This is a genomic window from Formosa bonchosmolovskayae (genome assembly GCF_051016085.1).
Lineage (GTDB): Bacteria > Bacteroidota > Bacteroidia > Flavobacteriales > Flavobacteriaceae > Formosa.
The window spans coordinates 217,292-237,386 of record NZ_CP174605.1 but is presented as its reverse complement, the minus strand read 5'-3'; the positions used below and the strand labels follow the sequence as shown (position 1 = coordinate 237,386).

The 20,095-nt window shown below is 35.6% G+C and carries 11 protein-coding genes; all 11 read left to right on the top strand.

What is annotated here, in order from left to right; translation table 11 throughout:
- Positions 1-674: 674 nt before the first annotated feature.
- The 11 genes from ACKC83_RS00785 to ACKC83_RS00735 all read left to right on the top strand — a co-directional run bounded on the left by ACKC83_RS00785 (position 675) and on the right by ACKC83_RS00735 (position 20,004).
- Positions 675-3,968: a SusC/RagA family TonB-linked outer membrane protein gene (locus ACKC83_RS00785; protein WP_434036694.1), complete on the top strand. Its 3,294-nt coding sequence runs from the start codon at positions 675-677 to the stop codon at positions 3,966-3,968.
- Positions 3,969-3,992: 24 nt separating this feature from the next.
- Positions 3,993-5,477, top strand: a complete 1,485-nt coding sequence (locus tag ACKC83_RS00780; protein ID WP_414035396.1) for a RagB/SusD family nutrient uptake outer membrane protein — start codon at positions 3,993-3,995, stop codon at positions 5,475-5,477.
- Positions 5,478-5,498: 21 nt separating this feature from the next.
- Positions 5,499-6,170 carry a fasciclin domain-containing protein gene (locus tag ACKC83_RS00775; protein WP_434036693.1) on the top strand — a complete coding sequence of 224 codons (672 nt, stop codon included), beginning with the start codon at positions 5,499-5,501 and terminating at the stop codon, positions 6,168-6,170.
- 11 nt (positions 6,171-6,181) lie between these two features.
- Entirely contained in the window at positions 6,182-7,204 is a 1,023-nt protein-coding gene (locus tag ACKC83_RS00770) for a hypothetical protein (RefSeq protein WP_434036692.1), read from the top strand.
- Between the two features lie 709 nt (positions 7,205-7,913).
- Entirely contained in the window at positions 7,914-10,841 is a 2,928-nt protein-coding gene (locus ACKC83_RS00765) for a M64 family metallopeptidase (protein ID WP_434036691.1), read from the top strand.
- A gap of 21 nt (positions 10,842-10,862) precedes the next feature.
- The gene (locus ACKC83_RS00760; protein ID WP_434036690.1) at positions 10,863-11,600 is read left to right on the top strand and encodes a 3-keto-disaccharide hydrolase; all 738 of its coding nucleotides are present in this window, start codon (positions 10,863-10,865) and stop codon (positions 11,598-11,600) included.
- Positions 11,601-11,658: 58 nt separating this feature from the next.
- Complete coding sequence (locus ACKC83_RS00755; RefSeq protein ID WP_434036689.1) at positions 11,659-13,233, top strand: sulfatase family protein; 1,575 nt, start codon at positions 11,659-11,661, stop codon at positions 13,231-13,233.
- A gap of 11 nt (positions 13,234-13,244) precedes the next feature.
- The gene (locus tag ACKC83_RS00750; RefSeq protein ID WP_434036688.1) at positions 13,245-14,054 is read left to right on the top strand and encodes a sialate O-acetylesterase; all 810 of its coding nucleotides are present in this window, start codon (positions 13,245-13,247) and stop codon (positions 14,052-14,054) included.
- A gap of 309 nt (positions 14,055-14,363) precedes the next feature.
- On the top strand, positions 14,364-16,253 hold the full coding sequence (locus ACKC83_RS00745) for a 3-keto-disaccharide hydrolase (protein ID WP_434036687.1): 1,890 nt from the start codon (positions 14,364-14,366) through the stop codon (positions 16,251-16,253).
- A 14-nt stretch (positions 16,254-16,267) separates the two neighbouring features.
- Positions 16,268-18,223, top strand: coding sequence for a plastocyanin/azurin family copper-binding protein (locus tag ACKC83_RS00740; protein ID WP_434036686.1), 1,956 nt, complete (start codon positions 16,268-16,270; stop codon positions 18,221-18,223).
- A 158-nt stretch (positions 18,224-18,381) separates the two neighbouring features.
- Positions 18,382-20,004, top strand: coding sequence for a hypothetical protein (locus tag ACKC83_RS00735; protein ID WP_434036685.1), 1,623 nt, complete (start codon positions 18,382-18,384; stop codon positions 20,002-20,004).
- The last annotated feature ends 91 nt before the right edge of the window (positions 20,005-20,095 follow it).

Genomic DNA, 20,095 nt, shown 5'->3' with positions numbered 1-20,095 from the left:
ATATACTTTAAGGTAGCGATGTTAAATCGCTACCTTTTTCTTTTTATATAGTTCTTCTTCTTCTTCTTCTTCTTCTTCTTCTGTTAGAGCTACCGTGATGATGTGTAATTCCTAGTCTATCATCATATTTCAAAATCATATGTTTTAAAACCCATGTTTAGTGTGGCGTGTAAGTGGTTCGTATTTGGGGGAAAAAAAACAAGGATTTGTTTTACTCAAGTGCGTTTGTAAATGTCGTGTTGTAGTGGTGGATTTTAAGTTTTATAGTTTGTCCAATTGTCACTGCTAAAACGTATCTCGTTTTGTGTGGAAAACTATAATCATTAATGAGAATTTTTAGGTGTTTGCATACAAGTATTGGTGAGGTGTTATGCATTTAACATTAATACTGATTAAGTCGTGATGAATTTGTAAAATAGAGTTTCTTTTTAACACTATATTATAAAGGAAGGGTTAAAATAGTATAGTTTGAGGTTAATATATAAAACCTAGATAGTCTTTTGTTAAAATAGTATGCTTTTCTGTTAATTTTAGATAAAGGAAATGTTAATATTTAACATAATTTAGATTTTTATTAAGAAAACACAATTAAAATGCAGAGAAAAAACAGATAGTCAAACTTAATTTACCAACATTAAAAAGATTTATTCAATCATTTAAATACCAACTTAATTATGAAAAAAAACCACTGTTACAAACAAATCTCATTATTGCGACTACTAGCAATAAATAAAAATATGGTCACGCATGTCGCCGTTTTGCTTTTATTTATAAGTAGTGTGAGTGCAATGGCGTCTAGTGTGCCTCCCAATGAGATTACTAGTTTTACTGATGGCGATGTTAACAAATCTGAAGAGCTCGTGCCTCAAGACACGGTTATTACAGGTACCGTTGTAGACGTAAATGGTGTTACATTACCAGGGGTAACTATTTACTTAAAAGGTTCCTCTATTGGTGTAGTGTCATCTTTCGATGGAACTTATACTATTGATGTGCCTATACAGCATAAGACCTTAGTATTTGCTTATATGGGAATGGTAACTCAAGAAGTTGCGTTAACTGGACAGACTGAAGTAAATGTTACATTATTAGAAGAAAACGAAAGTTTAGACGAAGTTGTAGTTGTAGGGTATCAATCTATCAAGAAAAAAGACGCAACGGCTTCTATTGTAAGTGTTAAGGCTGAAGATATCGAGAACTTTCCAGCGTCGACTTTCGAAGATGTTTTACAAGGGCAACTTGCAGGGGTTAACATTCAATCTTTATCTGGAGAACCAGGAGTTAAAGATGTGTTCGTAATTCGTGGTAATACAAATATATCTTCAGATATAGATGGAGAATTAAGTGCTGGAGGTACTGGGTTTTCTAATCCGTTATACGTACTTGATGGTGTACCAACTACCCTTGAAGATTTAGCAGGTTTTGATGCTACAAATACAAACTTCCTTGCATCACTTAACCCGAACGATATCGAATCGATAGATATCTTAAAAGATGCATCCGCGGCTGCGATTTACGGTTCTCGTGGAGCAAATGGGGTGGTGCTTATTAAAACAAAAAGAGGTAAAATTGGAGCGCCTGTTTTTACATTTAACACCTATTTAGGAGTTTCTAATACGCCTGATTTAGTAGATGTTGAAACTGGTACTGCAGAACGCGCCGCGAAATACGATTTACTTAACAATTACTGGAATTATGACAGAATTAGAGACAATGTGCCAATGATTCTTTCAGATAGTTTAAATCCAGCATTTAATAATAATGTAAACTACCAAGGGTTATTTTATCAACCAGGAATTATTCAAAACTATGATTTTGGTGTATCGGGAGGTTCAGAGAAATCTAACTATAGAGTAAATCTTGGATATTACGACGAAGAAGGTATTGTTGTAGGTACTGGGTTTTCTCGTATTTCGGCAAGTATTAACTTAGGTATTAAAATAAATGATAAAATAGATAACCAAACGGTTGTGCGTTTAGGGTATGTAGATAGGCAAACAGGTTTAGGAAACACAAATGCATCTACAGGAACATTTCCTATAAACCCATTACGAATGAATTCTTCTTTATTATATATGTCGCCTTTAGAAGAGTCTGCATTATTAGGAAGGTACGATGATATTAGAAATGTGAATATTAACTATACGGTGTCGTTTAGTAATACGTTAAGAGCTAAACTTGTTGAAGGTTTGTATTTTAATAACACGGTATCGCTTTCAACTAACTCTACAAAGCGAGATTATTTTGTGCCATCTACAATAAACTCTTCTGGAGAGTCTTATGCGGAGTATACAACTACGGGTACTAAAAACGTAAATATGGATAACTTCTTGTCTTATACAAAAACATACAAGGAGGTTCATTCTTTCAATGCTTTAGCAGGAACATCTCTTAACTATAATCAGAGTGATTTAGTTAGAGTAGGTGGTCGTGGTTCAGCTAGTGATCAAATACAAACGGTTACAGGTATAGATCAGGAAGATATTTTTGGTAGAAGTACATTTTCCGAAAATGGAATGCTTTCTTTCTGGGGACGCTTAGGATATAGATTTGATGAAAAATATTTAGTCGATTTAAACTTTAGAGCAGATGCTTCTTCTCGTTTTGGTTCTAATACAAGATGGGGATATTTCCCTGCTATTTCAGCAGGTTGGGTGTTCTCTGAAGAGTCTTTTGTTCAGGATGCTTTACCATGGATTAGTTTTGGGAAATTATACGCAAGTTATGGTGTAAACGGTAGTCAGTTTTCAGACGATTATTTACGTTTTAATACGTACGATACAGGTAGTGCTGGTTACGGTTTAGGTACTGGTACACGTCCGGTATCATCTTATAACGGTACAACAGTGGTTACTCCTAATTACAATAAAATTGCTAACCAGGATTTATCTTGGGAGCGTTCTAAGCAATGGAATTTAGCATTAGACTTAGAGTTGTTTAATCGTAGAGTTTTTATGACACCAGAAATTTATAATCGTGAAACCGAAGATTTATTATTCGATGTCGATTTTCCTGTGGAAAGCGGATATAATAAATCTCAAGCAAATATCGCTGGTGTTAGAAACTACGGTTGGGAATTTTCTTTAAACGCTTATGTTTTCGATCCAGCCAAAGATTTTCAATGGCAAGTAGGATTTAACGTGGCGCATAACACCAATCAAATTACAGCATTGCCAAACGGTAACCGTGACTGGGTAACAGGAACGAGAAGTTTAACAGTAGGAGAGGCGCTTAATTCGTATTACTTCTTACAAAATACTGGAGAAGTGTATAGTACGATAGACGACATTCCAGTAGATCCATATACAGGAGGTTTATTACCAATACAGTATAACGGATCTACAAAAGTAGGTAGTTATGGCTATGTAGATGTAGATGGAGATTACATTATAGAATTTGGAGACGATCATATTGTAATTCCAGGTGCAGATCCAAATCCAAAATATGTAGGAGGTATTACAAATACGTTTTCTTACAAGAATTGGAACCTACGTATCGTTTCAAGTTTCACCGCAGATAGAACAATATTTAACCAAACCTTAGTAACTAGTTTATGGGGTATTAGTAAAGATAACGCAAGTCAGATTCCTTACAACTGGTCAAATTACAATACACCTGTACTTAGTAATTTCGATTATTGGAGACAACCAGGAGATGTTACTAAATATGCGTCTTTAGATCCGGGTGGAAATAATTATTTAAATAACAGAACCCAACAGTCTATTTGGTTAGAAGATGGAGATTACTTTAAGATTGGTAGTGTGACTTTGAGTTATAATTTTGATAGAGCTTTACTAAAGCGAATCGGATTTAAAGGGTTACGTGTATATGGTACAATGACTAACGTAGCTACATTTCAGAAATTTTCAGGTCCAGATGCAGAACGTGTAAATGTTGCCGGTTACGATATGGGCTCGGGTTATGCACAACCTCGTAAGGTTACTTTAGGTATGAATGTTAAATTTTAATAAAAAACTTCTAAAAATATATATATGAAATATCTTAAATATAAAATAATAGCGCTTTTTGTTATGTCTGGTCTGCTATTTAATAGCTGTAGCGATTGGTTAGAAATGGAGCCTATTAACGAAACGTATGGTGACGTGTTTTGGACTTCAGAAAGTGCCGCACAACAAACCTTAGCGGGCGGGTATGCATTACTTCGTACAGCCTTATTAACAGGAAACAGATTTTTAACCTGGGGAGAACTAAACGGTACAACGGTAAGGTATAAAACAGCAACAAACCAAATGAAATTTGGAACTACAAGTTTTCCAAACTCTAGTATGGGAGAAATGCAATGGGGGCCGTTCTATAAAATTATTGCACAGTGTAACCTTGTTCTTGAAGAAACAGCAAAATTAGACGAATCTCTTTTTGACGATGGTCTTGAAGGAAAAGAAAAAATTCTAGGAGAAGCTTACTTTTTAAGAGCATTTACATATTTCTATATGGTAAAAGTATGGGGAGATGTGCCATTAGTATTAGATGCAGTAACAGAAGTTAATGATGTATTAACAGACGATGGATATATTGTAAATGTACCTCAAAATCCAGAATTAGAGGTTTTAGAGCAATGTATAGCAGATTTAAAAATTGCAGAAGGATATCTTGATTATGGGGTGTTTGGAAATGTAGAATGGGCAGTACAAGGAAACAAAGGATCGGTTCAAGCCCTTATGGCACACGTGTATCTATGGATGGATAAGCCAGCAGAATCTGAAGTAGCTGCAGGTAATATGATTGATCAAGGAGGGTATTCTTTAGTAGATTATACAGATTCTTTAGCAGTAGTAAATATGTTTATCGGACGCTCTACAGAAGGTGTATTCGAATTAAATATCGATTACGAAGATAGTGAGTCTTACTCGAATAATGGTATGGCGCAAAGAACAGCGTATTACCCTTATATAGATATTCCTGGTTATAACGAAGCAGGTTCTACGTTAAATATTATTAAGAGTTCGGTAGAGCCATTGTACGATACTACAGATGTAAGAATAAAAAGATTCTTTGGTTTCTGGGAAACTGAACGTCCTATTACTTTAAAATATGCGAGTGTGGTTTATGAGGATGAAGCGAATAAAACCATTGCAACAACCCATGGTGTTTGTAATACCTTGTTATTTAGATTATCGGGCATTATGCTTTTAAGAGCAGAAGCTTTAGCGAAACTAGGACAATATGGAGAAGCAAGAACACTGCTAAATACTATAAGAACTAGAGCTGGCGCTCCAGACTTTGACGGTGCAGATACAGATTTACAACATGAGATTTATTTAGAACGTACTAGAGAACTTATAAGTGAAGGACATGCTTATTTTGATAGAATACGTAATGACGAGTGGGATGATATTTCTTGGATGGGAGCAGACCGTAAAGAGCAAAGAGGTTATTATTGGCCAGTAGCATCTACGTATATCATAGATAATCCATTATTAGTACAGAATCCATTCTGGGCAACTATCAATTATTAATTTTTTAAAATGATAAGACATATGAAAAAATATATTCTTTTAATATTTATAGTAGCAGTCGGCTTTGTTGGTTGTGAACAAAGCGATTACCTTATAGATGGTGGTGTGCATGATCCACATGTAGATATGACGACTTACGAGTACTTACAAACAAATCCAGTGTTTGATACCTTGGTTCTTCTTATAGATCGTGCTGGATTGCAAGAAGAGATTAACGGAGATGTTACCTTTTTTCCGCCAACAGATTTTTCGATAAAAAATTATTTAGATAAGAAGTTCGAAGATACACTTGCTCAAGATCCGTTTGTAGAATGGTCTATGGAAGATATTCCTGTAGAAACGTTAAGAGATTCTTTGAAAATGTATATCGTGCCAGGTAAAATAAATAGAACAGACATGGTAGAAGATACTCAGGTATATCAAACCTTATTAGGTAACGATGTTGGCGTGGCATTAATTGCTGTTGATGATACTTATACAAATCAGGTAAGTACATGGCCTGAATATGTGTATTACACATTTATTAGAGGTGCTGGTTTAGATGCGTCAGGATCAATTCCTTCAGACGAAGAATTGGATGTTATTGAAAGAGCTCAAACTTCGGGTATTCAAACTAATACGGGGGTGATACACGTGTTGGAAAATAGTCATACCATGTTCTATTTCATACAAAATCATTTTGTTGAAAACTAAAAAATTTACTTATGAAAAAAACAAATAAAATAATAATGGCTGCATTGTCTCTGTCTTTTTTTATAGCGGCGTGTAGTGAAGTTGAAACAGGTTATTTAAGTGGTTATATAAAATATGAGAACCCTGTATTGTACGTACAATCAGGTACAGATATGAGTACTGGGAAATTATTACCAGACGGATCGACAAAGCCACTTACAGTCGAAATGCTAGAAATTAGAAATAAAGAAACGGGAGAAATAGCAGAAGACTTGTTAACAGAGCGACCAATAGTAAACTGGTTGGAACCGTATAATTACGAGACTGATAGTACATTGGCACAGATAGAAGAAAAGTTGGTGTATGTAGATGTTCCGGCATTCGCTTTTAATACTGTAAACGGTGAAATACGTTGGAATGCAAATACACAATTTGCGGAAGCAGAACAATATGAGTTTGATTTAAAAATATCTAACGTGCGCGGATCAGATGTTTATCCAAATATTGGGCAAGTGCAAATTACACCATTTGAACCTGTAACTTTTGTTGGAGGTACACGTATACAAGTGAGAAGTTTAGATCCGGTTAAAACCATATATAATGTTACTGAAGATATGGAGCTGTTGGAAAATGGTACAAGTGAAATTAATACGGTAACAAAAATTTCTGACGAAGCGTCTCCAGGAGTAACGGTTATACTTAAGGTTATAGATAAGAATGGTACGCCGTTTAATCCTAAGACAGGGGAGGTTCTAGGGAACTGGCCAGGTTTTGATTTACCATCTTACGAAGATTCTTCTGTAGGTACAGAATTTACAGATGAAGCGACTATATTTCATTTTCCTGTAACGCCTTTTCCATACTATACGTGGTATAATAAAAACCCGTTAATGTATTACCATATTCCTGAAGGTTACCTTGGTGATTTAGACGATAATGAAGATTACGATCCAATAAATGGTAGATATTGGTTAAACTTTAGAACCAATTTCGATATCAACGGACCAGGGACGTGGGAAGTTATAATAAGATTCCCAACCGTTACACATATTTAATAGATGTGAAACGTTTAAAATATTTTCTATTTATTTTGTTTGGTTAATTTTTTAATAAACAGAAAATTTTTCATGTAGTGTTTGAGTTTTTTTTTAATCCCAGGTTAATGGTTTAGCCTGGGATTTTTTCGTTTTATATTTTTTAAGGTGTTGTCTTTATCGTAGCCATAAGAGGAAATTGTAACGTTATTTCTTTATTGATCAACTATTATGATGGCTTAACTATAACAACTAGAAACAATCTTATAGGCGTCCGATATTAAGTTTTGTTTTCTCTGTTCTTTCAGCTTGGTTTTATTGGATTTTGCATACTTTATAAAGAAATATTAGTAATCAAAACCGTTAATATTTTTATCAATAAAGCAAGGCTTTCTTAAATTTAGTTAAGATAGTATTATGTTTGGTTAATTTTTTAACCAATAAAGGATGTCTAACTTATTATTTTTGGAAACAAATAATCTATAGCATGTATTAAATACGATATTAATAACTTGTTTTTAATATTGAATGACGTCTGCCATAAGTTCTACTTTTTTCAAAGAGCTAAGATTAAGAAAAAGTTATACGTGTTTTATAGTTAAAGTGCCTCCTATATATGAAAAAATGGTTTGTTTTTGTTTGTTTAAGTTTTTTATTGATTTTTCATAGCCACTCTCAAAATAAGAGAGTGGCTTATGAACCTTGGACTGAGTCTCAAATAGATAAGTTCATGGAGAAAACGGAGTTAATTCCTATTAGTGTCACAGGAGATAAGGACAACAGGATTAACGTTGTTATTGTAAATCAGTGGACTTCTAGCGACAAAGCACCTTATAATTCGCCTGAAATGAGAGGTGAATTTGTTAAAGATATTAAAGAGTCGTTAGTTGCTGCCCTTACCTATGGAGATCCAAAAGCACAAACGGCTTATTCTCATTACAAAGAGTTTTTTAATGTATACGGACTTTGGGCACCACATATGCCTGAGTTTAGAGTAGGTATAGGCATTCCTGAAATTGATGCCATGCGTGATAAACTATTTTTACCTTGGAAAGATGAGCATAGAGGATGGATTACTTTCTTAATTATGCCAAACAGAGAAAGTGGTGGTGGTGGTGCGGCTAGAAATCTGGAAAGCAGATATGGTACAGCTGTGATTGCAGGTAACGGTATTGGTAAAATGTTACACGAAATCTCTCATACATGTATGAGTTTAGGAGACGAGTATACAACTGGAGCAACAGGAACTTCTGCGTTCCCAACCTATGCAGCAGAATTAGAATACGAAAGAGAAAAAATGAAATGGAGAAAATGGATCGATCCGTCGACACCATTACCTACTCCATACGAAGCAGAGTATAAAGATAAAATTGGAGCGTTTGAAGGGAATCAATATCACTTGGTAGATTATTACCGTTCTACAGCTCAGGGTTGTATAATGGGAGCAGGTGTTTTCGATAATACCGAACATATGTGTCCTATTTGTAATCAGCGAGTATCTATGCGTGCTTACGATTTGGTCGATCCTGTTAATAGTTTTACACCTTCAACAAACACCATTAGTATAAGCGGAAAAAAGAAAATGCATTTTTCGGTCGATCATATTAAACCAGAGCCTAACACACAGGTTGCAAGATGGTATTTAAATGGTAAATTAATTGCTACAGGTACATCAGAACTAGATGTAGAATTTGGTGAGATTTCTAATTACGAATTGGTTTGTTCCATAACAGACGAAACGCCAACCATTAAACCAGACCCGCCATTCGCAGTGTTTCCTCAATTCGATGTGGCTTGGACCATCACAAATACGGCTCCTACATCTTCGGCTAAAGAGTTATCGGTACGTTTAAGTGCTAAGCAAAAAGACAAAAAAGTAACTGCTTCCAATAGTATAACGCCTAAAATTTCTGGAGGTAAAGCACCTTACACTTACATGTGGTCGGACGGTAGCACCTCAGAAAGCTTAGAGAATGTAGGTATTGGAATTTACGATGTAACAATTATAGATAGTGAATTTAGAACAGCTAAAGCTCATTATAGCATTTACGAAAGCAGTTTAAGTGGAGCTAAGAAGTCTAGCAAGTCTAAAAAGAATGCTAAAGAAATAACGGTTTTAGCCGATATAAAAGCTTCAGATATCGGAAAAGATAATGGTTCTGTTGCTTTGAGTTTTTCTGGAGGAACGGCACCTTATAATGTACAGTGGCAAAATGCAAGTTACGAGTATGGAGCAATTCAAATATATGAAGCCGAAGAGGCAACATTCAATATTCCGGAGCACGATATAAAAACATTTTTTAATGCCAGCGAAAATACGTTTGTAAACTTTAAAGGCAATGAAGGTAAAGTGACTTGGAATGTTGAGGTAGCGAACAGCGGTATGTATCCTGTAGAAGTTATTTATGCTGGAATAGACCTAAAAGGATCCAATGCACAGATTTCTGTTAATGGTGAACTTCAAAAAGACTTAATGCATTTTAATCAGACACGGCCGCTTTTTACAGGCTGGGATTACGCTACTGTAAAAGTGTATTTAAATGAAGGTTTTAATACTGTAAGTGTAGTGTCTAACGGAGAATCTATACCAAACCTAGATTACCTTAGATTGCCTTCGAGTGCAAAATTAATTGCTATTAACGAAAACGAAAGCATTAATCTTGCGCCTGGCGATTATAGTTTTGTGGTTACAGATGCCAATAATTTAGTTTCTCATCAGACCATTACAATTCCTGAAGTTTACGCTTTCGAAGTCGATCACATCGATTTCGCTACGGATGGCGAACATACAGTGAAAATAGAAAACCCAATAGCAAATTACAGCTATAAATGGTACGCTAAAGACGCTAATAATCGCACCAAAGAGTCTTACGAGACTCCTATTTCTACAGGAACTACATTCTCTCCGAAGACAAAAGGAAATTACTATGTGGCTGTAAAAAATAATTTAACTCATGCAGAAAGTGTAAATAGAATTGGTTTTGCAGTGGGAGATCTTGCCGATAAAAGAACCGTTGCTATAGACCCGTCTGAGTTGGAACGAGGCAGTGTTTTATTTTGGCTAGATGCCACCGATATAGACGGAGATAGAAAAGAAGATGTTGTAGCACCTGCAAGAGGTCCTGTGCCTGCTTGGAAAGACAAATCACGAAGATCGTCTAATGCATTGTTTACAAAATACGAACCTAATAAGTTAAATGGAAAAGGTGTGGCTGGTTTCGATCAGGTGTGGTTGTCCATTATAGACGAAGAAATAAAAGATTACCAAACTGTAATTATGGTATACAAGGAAAGCAGTATGTCTTTTCCAGGATCTTCTCTGTTTCAGGGATTAGAAACCCTAATGGGGAAAAGTGAAAACACCAAGGCATCTCTTTTCGACGAAGGTAAAACAAGCGAAAAAACTAAAAACGGAAGTGTTTACCTGAATGGTAAAAAAGTAAATCCTTTTACCACACCTAACCCTATGGACTACTGTCTTCTTACAGTGCAACTGGATTCTAAATCGGAAATTCCACTTAAAAGAACACAAGGTCTTTGGGAAGCAGATTTAGCCGAATTTATTGTAATAAATAGAGCGTTGGAAGACTGGGAGCGTAAAGGAATAGAAGAATACCTTCGCAGAAAATGGCTAGCTAAAGTCGACTTAAAATTTTAATAAACTCAAACCAAAAAACAAATGAAAAATTTAGTAAAGAAAAGTAGTTTCTTATTCTTATTGGCAACCTCTTTTGCATCTCTTGTAGGGTGTGGAGATGGAACTCCTAAGGATAATGTCTTAACAGATGCAGAAAAATCTGACGGATGGAAATTATTATTTGATGGAACATCTACCGATGGTTGGAGAGGTTATCAATCAGACGAAATGCCAGCATCTTGGAAAGTTATAGATGGAACTTTAATGACTGAAGGTGCAGGATCTGAAAAATTAGGAGATATAGTAACTACAGAAAAGTACGAAAATTTCGATCTTAAATTAGAGTGGAAATTAGAGCCAGAAGGTAATAGTGGTGTTTTATATCACATTAACGAAGATCCTTCTCTGGCTGCAACATATTATTCAGGACCAGAATATCAAATTATAGACGATTTAGGTTTTCCAGGAGGTGTAACACCTTACAATTCTACTGGAGCTGATTATGCTATGACACCAGCTGATGAATCTCAGAAAGTTTTAAATCCTATTAACACATGGAACACGACAAGAATCGTATTCGACCACGGTAAAGTGACACATTACCTAAACGGTAAAAAGATTGTTGAGTTTACTTCAGGAGATGCGGCTTGGAATGAAAATATTCAGAAAAGAAAATGGAAAAATTACCCAGCATACGGGAAATCTAAAACAGGATTTATTGGATTACAAGATCACGGTAGTAAAATTTGGTTTAAAAATATTAAACTAAAAGAACTATAGATTAAAGGCATTCTTTATCCATTATCTTAAAATCAATACAACACATAATTACCACATTATGAATAAAAAAAATCTCTTATATATTTTTAGTATTTTCTTAGTCAGCACCTGTTTTACTTCGTGTAAAGAGACTGTAAAAGAAAAAGAAGTTGTTCCTGCTAAGCAACCTAATATTGTGTACATCATGACAGACGATCATGGTTACCAAGCAATCAGTGCTTATAATGGAGCGTTAAATCAAACGCCTAACATTGATAGAATTGCGAATGAAGGCGTGAAGTTTACAAAAAGTTTTGTGACTAATTCTATATGTTCGCCAAGTAGAGCGGTTATGCTTACAGGTAAATTTTCTCATGAAAATGGGCAACGTATTAATGGTCTTAAATTTGATGGAAGTCAGCAAACATTTCCAAAACTTCTTAGAAGTGCAGGTTACGAAACAGCTTTAATTGGAAAGTGGCACTTAGGGAGTGATCCAACAGGTTTCGATTACTGGAATGTGTTACCGGGTCAAGGAGATTACTATAACCCAGATTTTAACGAAATGGGTGAGAAGTCTAGAAAAGAAGGTTATGTAACCTCTTTAATCACCGAATATAGTTTAGATTGGTTAAAGGAAAGAGATACCACTAAGCCTTTTGCACTTATCATGCATCACAAAGCACCGCATAGATGTTGGATGCCAGAAATTAAATATTTAGATAAGTATAACGATGTTAAGTTCCCTATTCCAGATAACTTTTACGACGACTACGAAGGAAGAACAGCTGCAGCAACTCAAAAAATGCACATGAAAAATTTCTGTCCAGTTAACGATTTAAAGATGTTGGATAAAGAAGGTGAAATCGACGGACCTTTACGTAAATATTTCGAGGCTCAAATTGCACGATTAACTCCGGAACAAAGAGCTGCTTGGGATGCTGCCTATGCAGAAGAAATTGCATATTATAAAGAAGCTAAATTAACAGGTAAAGAATTATTAGAATGGAGTTACCAACGTTACTTAGAAGATTATCTAAGATGTATAGACTCTGTAGATGATAGTGTTGGAGAAATTTTAGATTTCCTTGAAGAAAATGGTCTTGACGAAAATACACTTGTAGTATATACTTCAGATCAAGGATTTTATTTAGGAGAGCATGGTTGGTTCGATAAACGTTTCATGTACGAAGAATCTTTCCGTACACCGTTATTAATGAAATTACCTTCAAAAATTAAAAAAGGTACAGTGACTCAGTTAGTTCAGAATATAGATTATGCACCTACATTTTTAGATTTAGCGGGTGTAGAAATTCCTTCAGATATGCAAGGAGAATCTTTACTACCTATATTAGACGATAATACGGATAACGACGAATGGAGAAAATCGGTGTATTACCATTATTACGAATATCCAGGACCACATGCTGTTAAAAGACATTATGGTGTAAGAACAGATAAACATAAGTTGATACATTTTTATAACAATATCGACCAATGGGAATTATACGATTTAGAAGCAGATCCAGGAGAAGTAGATAATTTATATGGTAAAGAAGGGTACGATGAGATTACTCAAACACTATACACAGAATTATTAGATTTACAGAAAAAATATAACGATACGACAGTTGTCGATGTTAAATTAAACTAGGGTATATAGTTATGAAATTTAGAAATTCTTTATACTGTTTATTGCTTGTATTCTTAATTGCTTGGCCTAGCCAAAGTCAAGAAAAAGACTTGCCTGTTAAAGTGTTTATTTTAGGAGGTCAGTCTAATATGGATGGAACTGGTAAGGGAGAAGAGCTTCCAGAAGAGTATCTTGTTGCTCCCAAAAACAGTATGATTTGGGATAATAAGGAAAAAAAATGGGTCACTTTACGTACCGATTCGTTCTCTAAAAGAAGAAAATATAAATTCGGGCCTGAGGTTGCATTTACACATCTTTTGGCTGAAAAATTTCCGAATTATACCATTGCCATAATTAAAACCTCTGGAGGTGGTACCAAGTTGTGGAAACACTGGCTTCCGGAGCAAAATATGTATAAAGCATTTCTTAGAAATATTAATAATGGGCTAGCAGATTTAGACAAGCAAAACATACCTTACGAAGTTTGTGGTATGTTATGGATGCAAGGCGAATCAGACGCAGAAACTCTAGAATGGGCCAATGCCTATGAAGATAATTTAAAAGTACTTTATAAAGATGTTAGATTGCAAATGGACAAACCCGAGTTGCCAATTGTAATGGGACGTATTTCAATAGGACTTTTAAGAGAAACACCTTGGGTTTTCGATTATACAGAGGTGGTGCAAGCGGCGCAGGATCGGGTAGCAAAAGCCGATAAGCACGTGCGCATTATTAATACAGATAAGTTGGAAACTTTAAAAGATAATACTCATTTTAACTCAGAATCCAATATTTGGTTAGGACATAAAATGGGAAAATTAATGATTAAAGAAATAAAATAATAGTTTTTGATACCCCGTAATTAACCACATGTTTGTTACCCTGAAGTTGTGTAATCATGGCGCTCTATTTTTAAACTAAAGCATTCATGACTAATCGATTTCAGGGTTTCAATTTTTAAGTCAGTATGAGTAAAACACATGGGGATTGTTAGTTTTGTAAGGCGCTCGTAACGCAGATGTTTTAGGCACATTGCAATTTAACCGACACGACACGCTTTACTAGTTTAAACAGAAATGTTTAAAATTGAAAAATATTAGGATTAACCTTTAAATTTTTATTGATAATTAGATCGAACTAAAATTAAATTTATGAAGAAAACAGTATTTCTTTTCATTGTATTAATGCAACTCGTATTTGTTGGATGTACAGAAAAAACCAAAGAACCAAAGGCCGAAAGTGCAAAAATTGTAGAAGCGCCGTTAACATACCTGCCTTTTAAAACGGTTAGTTTAGCAGACATGTCTGCATTTAAAGAACCTAGTTCTAACTGGCAAATTGTAGGCGATGTTTATGTAGACAGAAGTCAGAAAACAACAATTACAAGTACAGCTGGAACTGGTGTATTGGTAAATACCCCAGCACCCAAATCAAGAGGGAATTTATTTACAAATTTTGAACATGGAGACATCGAATTAGAAATTGATGTCATGATGCCTGTAGGATCTAACTCTGGGATTTATTTACAAGGTAGATATGAGGTACAGCTTTTTGATAGTTGGGGCGTAAAAGATGTTGCTTTTTCAGATATGGGAGGTATTTACCAGAGATGGGACGATACTAAAGAAGAAAAAGGATACGAAGGTCATGCGCCTAAAATAAATGCGGCTAAATCTCCAGGATTATGGCAACATTTAAAAATCCTTTTCCACGCACCTAGATTTAACGAAGCTGGAGAAAAAATTAAAAATGCAACATTTAAGGAAGTTTGGCTTAATGGCCAGTTAGTACATGAAAATGTAGAAGTAACTGGATATACAAGAGGTACGAAATTACATGAAGAAAAACCACTCGGACCGGTAATGATTCAAGGGGATCACGGACCAGTTGCTTTAAAAAATATTAAGTACAAGTTATACGGAGAAGAAAGAGTTACGTTATCTAATGTAGAAATGATTGAGTACGATAGTGGTATAGATATATTGCCACGTTTCGATACAATAACACCTTTACGTACGGTAAAAACAGATTCTATTTCGGCGCAAATGGCGACGGGGAAAAGAGCTTCAAAAATTCTAGTTTACTCAGGTAATTTAGACATTCCAACAACAGGAGATTATACTTTCGATATGGAATTTCTTAGTGCTGCGGGGGTGTTAATAGTTAATAAAGATACGATTGTAGACTATCAGTTAGATAAGCCTTCTCGTTTTGCAACCGTTTCACTTCAAAAAGGACAAGTGCCTTTTAAGTTAATTTACAATAAGATTAGCCGATATTATATTGGGTTAGGACTTTATGTAGAAGGTCCGAATATGGAAAAACATAGCCTGACTGCCAAGCAATCTTATATGCCAAGAATAAGAAATCCTAAAAACGATATTTTCGTTGAAGTAGAAGACGAGGTTATTGCACAGCGTAGTTATTTTATGCATAACGGTGTAAAGCGTACGCATGTTGTTTCTGTAGGAACTTTAGAAAATGTTAATTATGCTTACGATTTAGAATCGGGGTCGCTCTTAAAAGCATGGGATGGTGTATTGTTAGATGCAACACCAATGTGGTACGTTCGAGGAATGGATCAATTAGGTGTTCCAAACGACTTTAATATTTCATTTAATGGTGGTCCAGAATTCGCGTTTTTAGAAAACGAAAAATCAGTGTGGCCAGATACCATTCCAGCACAAGTGGTTCAGAAACAAATTGGATACAAATTCGATAAATCGGGAATGCCTTCATTTACTTTTAAAATGAATAATACTACTATAGAAAATAAAATAATTCCTGTAGAAGGTGTTAGAGGTCTTAAAAGATTAATTAAGATTGAAGGCAGTGAACCTATTTGGTTTAAAATAGCAGATGGTGCCCAAATTAAGAAACTACCAGACGGTTCTTATATTATTAAAAACGAAAACTATTTTATAGATTTTCCTGATGAAAACGGTACGACCCCAGTGATAAGAAATGTAAACGGTAGAGACGAATTAGTTGTAGGACTAAGTGCAGGAAATCAAAGTGTAACGTATAATATTATTTGGTAAATAAAAGGATGAATATGTATAAAATAAAAATGCCAATAGTACTAGTTTTTATAATTTTTACTTCTTATTTGTCAGCTCAAGAGCCATCAGAAATGGCCAAGAAAGAAGCTGCGTATTACGAAATCGTCGATGTTCCTATTCCTAAAGGTGTCGAGTTGGAAGTGGGTGGATTAACATTTACAGACGACGATAAATTAGGGGTTACCACAAGACGTGGCGAGCTTTGGGTTATCGATAAACCTTATAGTCAAAAACCAGAATATTCACGTTTTGCTCACGGATTACACGAGGCATTAGGTGTAACGTATAGAGATAATAGTTTTTACCTAACACAAAGAGGTGAATTATCTAGATTGTTCGATCACGATGGCGATGGAAAAGCCGATGAGTATAGAACCATTTATTCTTGGCCGTTATCGGGAAATTACCACGATTATGCTTATGGTCCAAAGTTTTTGGACAATGGCGATATGTTAGTTACCTTAAATCTATCTTGGGTTAACCATGGAGCGAGTTTAGTAAAATGGAGAGGTTGGATGCTAAAAATAACACCTGACGGAGAGATGGAGCCCATTGCTACAGGCTTACGTTCGCCTTCTGGTTTTAATATTAATAAAGATGGCGATGTGTTTTATACCGAAAACCAAGGAGATTGGGTTGGTTCTGGTAGAATGACACATTTAGAAAAAGGAGATTTTGCAGGAAATCCAGAAGGGTTAAGATGGTCTTCAGATCCGCTTTCTCCCATAGATCTTAAACAAGATGTGATTGACGAAAGTTTGGGGCTTTCCCTTTACGAGTATTCTAAAAAGATTCCAGCATTAAAAGCACCAGCAATTTGGTTCCCGCATACCATATTAGGTATTGCGACTTCAGATATCCTGTACGAAACTACAGGTAATAAATTTGGACCTTTCGATGGGCAAATGCTTATTGGAGATCAAGGACACAGTAAAATTACACGTGTGTTTATGGAAAAAGTAAATGGTGTGTATCAAGGTGCTGCCTTTGCTTTTAGAGAAGGATTTTCTTCGGGAGTCTTAAGGTTAATCTGGGGAAGTGACAATAGTATGTTTGTTGGAATGACAAGTAGAGGTTGGGCGTCTACCGGTAAAAAATCGTTCGGACTTCAACGTTTAAAATGGACTGGTAAAACACCTTTCGAAATTAAAACTATGAAAGCTCAAGACGACGGATTTATCTTAGAATTTACAAAACCTGTAAATAAAAAACAGGCTTCAGATCTTGCCATGTATAAGCTTAATACATTTACTTATAATTATACCCACGAATACGGTAGTGATATTGTAGATAGACAAACCGCTATGATTCATGAAGCAACGGTTTCGGAAGATGGCTTATCTGTTAGACTTAAAATACATGGTATGCGTTTAGGGTATATTCATCAAATAGAAATCCCTACGCTTAAATCTACTTCTGGGGATTTATTGTTACACAACACCGGATATTATACGCTGAATGAAGTGCCTGGAGGGAAATTGAATTCGCCATCGATGACTATGGTTGCAAAATCAGATAAGAAAGTTGTACAGCCAAAACGTACAAATAAAATGCCTGAATCTTGGAATGGTAAAATAGACGAGAAATTAGATATTGGTACCAAGCCTGGATTAAAATATGATGTGGAAGAAGTACGTATAAAAAGAAGAAGCAAAGTAGCATTAACGTTTAACAATAACGACGATATGCTTCATAACCTTGTCATTACAGAAAAAGGTGTTGCCTCAGTGGACGAAGTAGGAAAATTAGCATTGTCTCTAGGTTTAGAAGGTGCCGATTATAACTATGTTCCAGATAGCGATTTAGTATTGTACCACACGGGAATATTAAAACCTATTAGTACAGAAACTATCTATGTTACCATGCCAGAAACACCAGGAGAATACTGGATAGTATGTACTTTTCCAGGTCACTCTGCTGTTATGCGCGCAAAACTGATCGTAGAATAATCTATCATATCATATTAAAGTCTGTTTTATTAAGCGATCACTATAAGTTTCTTGATAAAACAGACAATTTTAATCAATACACAAAATCGAATTAACCGATGGTAAATCAAAATAATATTGAAAAACATTTGAAAGCTCAAGTTTTTAAAGGGCTAATCTTGATTTTGTTAGTTTTTGGTATTAACCATGCGTATTCGCAAGTGGAAAATGTTCCAGAAGGACGCCAAGAAGGCTCTATGAATGGGTATCTTATGATTGGGATTAATAAGGTTCCAGAAACTTACGATGCTGGATTCTCTACATATGTGGCCGCATGGCCTCTAGTAAAAGACTATCCCGGAAATAGTTTTCAAACCGGACTTTTGGGGACATGGATGCATCCTAGTTATAACGGAATTACTAAACCCGACAGAAAGTTATATAACGACATCGAGGGCGGATTAGGCTGGTGGAGAGATACACGATTTGCTACCGAAACTCCAAAATTTATTATGGGAGGCGTTGCTTTAAATTTCAGTGCTTGGGCCAATGGACCAGGAGCTGGAAAAGGAAGAAATTGGGATAAGCCAAACGGAAAGTATGGTGTGGCACAACTTAGTCCTTGGGTATTGTGGCCTCCAGATGGATTGAATCTTAAACAAGGAACTAATGGAGAATTATTCGGTTATGGCTATTTGCCACTTCCGTTAATTAAAGCAAAATCTACTACAGCAGGAAAAGATGTTTCAACCGGAAATCATTCGTGGACTTTATTTTTAAATACCGAAAACTTTAAGGGACCAGTTGCTTTTTTTACGCCTTATTTTTTCTCTAAACCTAGTGTAGAAGAGCCAGAACTTGCAGGTATGTTTCTAGATACACGCCCTGCAAAACCCAATAAGCCTATCCAGATGGAAACGCAGCACATTCCGAGTGTGCAATACACAGCTCCTAATGGAGATATTTATGCGCGAGTAGCACCTACTTCTTTTCCTAGTGATGCTAAAGGCGAATCGATGCTTATGCATCAGGTTACCGCTTACAAAAAAAGTGCGCTATGGGATGCTGTAGAATTGTGGTTAGATCAGGATGGTCCTGTTGCAAGTGGAACTATTAACACTAAAGGATCGGTAGTTCATACATTTAAGGGAACAGCTGGATCTAGTTGGAAAATTTATCCTTTAAATACACCAAAAGATAAAAGATGGCCAATCGATTGGAAATCTATAGCGACTCCCGTTGCTTTAGATGCAACAACTTTTGGTTATAAGTGGGACGAGAAATTAGTGAAGCGCATGGAGACTAAAAACGGACCATTAATGGCGCTTCCAGAATATTATAAATTAGAAAAGAAGGCAAACGGAAAACCACATTGGGTAGCATTACACGCTCAAGATGTGCCTTCGGAATCAGGCTTAGATACACTTGATTTTGCATCGACAGATGCACCATCAGAACCTTACCTTACTCCAGAAGAAACGATAAGCAGTTGGAAAACACCTGGACCTGTTGCAGGCCCTTTTAAAACTAAAATTGGCGACGGAAGTACTGTAACGTATTATTGGTATCGTTTTGTAGATCAGCCTGCATTATTGAATGCCGATTTAACAACTGCTGAACGGGAAGAATTACAAAAACGTGTTGTAAAATTACACCGAGAATGGACCAAAGAGAAAGCTTATCTTCCAGCTCCAAAAGTAGGAGCATTGGCTAATATAGACCCTGCTCTAATTGTAACGCCTCCAGCAGGAATGGAAGCTGGCTATGTGCCAATTGTTACAAAACAGGGATTGGAAGAATAGGATAACAACTAACTATTAAAATAAAGGTCTACTCTATTTTTGCTAGTAAGTAAAACGAAAAGTAGAATGATATTTTTACTTTCAGTTGGTT